2 protein-coding genes and 1 pseudogene are annotated in these 3513 nt (G+C 64.0%); all 3 read left to right on the top strand.

Annotated elements, in window-relative coordinates:
* Positions 1–659: M50 family metallopeptidase (locus ACK5IR_RS05075; RefSeq protein WP_416926556.1), on the top strand; the 659-nt coding region annotated here is incomplete at its 5' end.
* Positions 660–762: 103 nt separating this feature from the next.
* Positions 763–3099 carry an outer membrane protein assembly factor BamA gene (gene bamA, locus ACK5IR_RS05070; protein ID WP_416926555.1) on the top strand — a complete coding sequence of 779 codons (2337 nt, stop codon included), beginning with the start codon at positions 763–765 and terminating at the stop codon, positions 3097–3099.
* A gap of 26 nt (positions 3100–3125) precedes the next feature.
* Positions 3126–3513, top strand: a pseudogene (locus ACK5IR_RS05065) (OmpH family outer membrane protein); the annotation flags it as partial.

The raw sequence follows: 3513 nt of genomic DNA, 5'->3' as shown, positions 1-3513 counted from the left end.
CGGCGGCCAGTGCCGGCCTGCAGCCGGGCGACGTGATCCTGGCGATCGACGGCCAGCCGGTTTCGCGCTTTGACCAGCTGCGTGCCCATGTCGCCGCCGCGCAGGGCCAGCCGGTGCTGCTGTCGGTCTGGCGCGATGGCGCGGGCGTGGCCGACTATGTCCTTGCCGCCCGCGAACAGGATCTGCCCACGGCCGAGGGCTATGAAAAGCGCTGGCTGATCGGCGTGACCGGCGGCGGCACCTATTTCGAGCCCGCAACCCGTGCCACCGGTCCGGTCGAGGCGCTGGGGACCGGCGTCCGGCGGACATGGGATATCATCGCCTCCTCGGTTTCGGGGCTCTGGGCGATGATTACCGGCCAGATCGGCAGCTGCAATCTGGGCGGTGCGATTTCGATTGCGGAAACCACGGGGCAGGCGGCCGCGGCGGGGGGGCAGAATTTCATCTGGTGGATCGCGGTCCTGTCGGCGGCCATCGGCTTCCTGAACCTGCTGCCGGTGCCGGTGCTGGATGGCGGGCATCTGATGTTTTACACCTATGAGGCGATCTCCCGTCGCCCGCCCTCGCCGCGTGTCGTGGACATTCTGTCGGCGCTTGGCATGGCCGCAGTGCTGTCACTGATGATATTCGGACTCACCAACGACATTTTCTGCCCCTGACCGGGCGTTGCCTTTTGACAGTATGGCCCGCTTCGGGCTATCCATCTTGGCAAATCGGACCGTAAAAACGGCCGGATTAACGAATGACGCGCGAGGGGCGGCGATGATGGACAGGAAACTTGGCAAGGGCGCACTGGCGCTGATTTCGGTGCTGGCCGTGGCTGTCCCGGCCGGGATGGTCGCGACGCCCGCCTCGGCCTATGTGTTCAGCAATGTGAAGATCGAGGGCAACCAGCGGATCGAACCGCAGACGATCCTGTCCTATCTCGATCTGCCGCGCGGCCGCGACGTGTCGGCGGGCGAGCTGAACGACGCCATGCAGCGGCTGCAGAATTCCGGCCTGTTCGAGAAGGTCGAACTGGTGCCCTCGGGCGGGACTCTGGTCGTGCGCATCAGCGAATATCCGACCATCAACGTCATCAGCTTCGAGGGCAACAAGCGTCTCAAGGACGAAAACCTGGCCGAGATCGTCAAGTCCCAGTCGCGCCGCGTCTATTCGCCCGCCCAGGCCGAGGCGGACGCCGCCGCGATCAGTCAGGTCTATGCCGCCGAAGGCCGGCTGGCGGCGCGGGTCGATACCTCGATCATCCGCCGCAGCGACAACCGTGTCGATCTGGTCTTCGAGGTGTTCGAAGGCGATGTGACCGAGATCGAGCGTATCGGCTTTGTCGGTAACCGCGCATTCTCGGACAAGAAGCTGCGCAACGTGCTGCAAACCAAGCAGGCGGGCATCCTGCGCACCTTCATCAAGCGCGACACGTTCGCGCCCGACCGTCTGCCGGTCGATGAAAAGCTGCTGACCGATTTCTACCGCTCGCGCGGCTATGCCGATTTCCGGGTTCAGGCCGTTGCCCCCGAGGTCGCGCGCGAACGCGACGCCTTCTATATCACCTTCAATATCTACGAAGGTCCGCGCTATACCTTTGGCAATGTCAACACGATCAGCGAGATCGCCGGCGTCGATGCCGCCGAATTCGCCGCCCAGAACCGGGTGGACAAGGGCGATGTCTATAACCCCACCAATATCGACACGACCATCCGCCGGATGGAGGCGCTGGCGCTGCGCAAGGGTCTGAACTTTGTCAATATCGAGCCGCGCATCACCCGCAACGAGCGCAACCAGACGCTGGATCTGACCTTTGCCCTGACCCGCGGCCAGCGCGTCTTTGTCGAGCGCATCGACATCGAGGGCAACACCACCACGCTTGACGAGGTGATCCGCCGCCAGTTCACCACCGTCGAAGGCGACCCCTTCAACCCGCGCGAGATCCGCAACTCGGCCGAACGGCTGCGGGCGCTGGGATATTTCTCGGATGTGCAGGCCGAAAGCCGTCAGGGCACCTCGCCCGAGCGCGTCATCGTCGACGTCAATGTCGAGGAACAGCCCACCGGCAGCCTGAATTTCGGCGCAAGCTATGGCGTGTCGAGCGGGGTCGGTTTCAACGTGTCGCTGTCGGAAAAGAACTTCCTTGGCCGCGGGCAGGAGGTGGACCTGTCCTTTGCCACCGGCTCGGGCACGCAATCCTCGGGGCTGACCTTTGTCGAACCCTATTTCCTTGGTCGTGACCTCAAGGCCCGGTTCCAGCTCTGGTATAACACCACCGACCGGCTGAACTCGGACTATAACACCCGCACCGTCGGTTTCCTGACCGGGCTTGAATTCCCGGTTTCGGAAAATGGCCGGCTTGAGCTGCGCTACAAGCTCAGCAAGGACACGCTCTGGGGGGTGGACGAGCTGGGCATCGACCCCGATAACGGGCGTATCGACGGCTCGTCGCCGATTCTCTATCGCGAACAGGGCGGCTATTTCACCTCGGCCGTGGGCTATACCTATCGCTATGACAGCCGCATCACCGGACTGGATCCGCTGACCAGCTATCGCTTCAACTTCACGCAGGATTTCGCGGGCGTCGGCGGCGATGTGGAATCGATCACCAGCACCTTCTATGGCGGCATCGAAAGCCGCGCCTGGCGCGAAAACGTCACCCTGCTGGCCGAATTCGAGGCCGGCGCCGTGCATATGCTGGGCGATGACGACAGCCGTCTGATGGAGCGCTTCACCGGCAACGGCAAGATCCGCGGCTTTGAGCCCAACGGCTATGGTCCGCGCGATCTTTATGCCCCGAACGAGGATATGCTGGGCGGCAACTATTTCTGGGCGTTGCGCAGCGAGGTGCAGTTCCCCCTGGGCCTGCCCGAGGAATATGGCATCACCGGCGGCCTGTTCGCCGATGCCGGTTCGGTCTGGGGGCTGGACAATACGACCGGTGCCTTCGGCGAAGAGGCCGATGACGGCATGAAGATCCGCGCCGCCATCGGTGCCTCGGTCTTCTGGACCACGCCGATCGGCCCCTTGCGCTTCAACTTCTCGAAAGCGGTCAAGAAAGAAGATTACGACGACGAGCAGAACTTCGATCTGACCATCTCGACACAGTTCTGATGCGCCGCGCGGGGGCAATTGCAGCTTTGGCGGCGACCCTTGCGGTCGCCCCGGCGGCTGCGCAACAGGCGGGCAATCCGGGTTTTCCGATCCAGTCACAGCCCGCCGGCCGGCCTGTTCTGGTCGATGCGCCCGGCGCCCCGGCGGCGAACGCGATCCTGCCGGTGCTGACGCTGGATCAGGACGCGCTTTTCCTGAATTCGCAATGGGGTCAGCGCGTTCAGGCGGATATCGAACAACAGGGCCGCGAGATCGCGGCCGAGAACGACCGGCTTGAAAAGCAGTTCGCCGAGGAGGAGCGCGAACTGACCCAGCTTCGCGCCACCTTGCCGCCCGACGAGTTCCGCAAGCGCGCCGATGCCTTTGACACCCGCGTGGTCGAGGTCCGGCGCGAGCGGGCCAATGCCGCACGCG

Origin of the sequence: Tropicimonas sp., assembly GCF_047971885.1 — a bacterium.
Classification (GTDB): Bacteria; Pseudomonadota; Alphaproteobacteria; order Rhodobacterales; family Rhodobacteraceae; genus Tropicimonas.
This window is presented reverse-complemented; position numbering and strand designations above follow the sequence as displayed.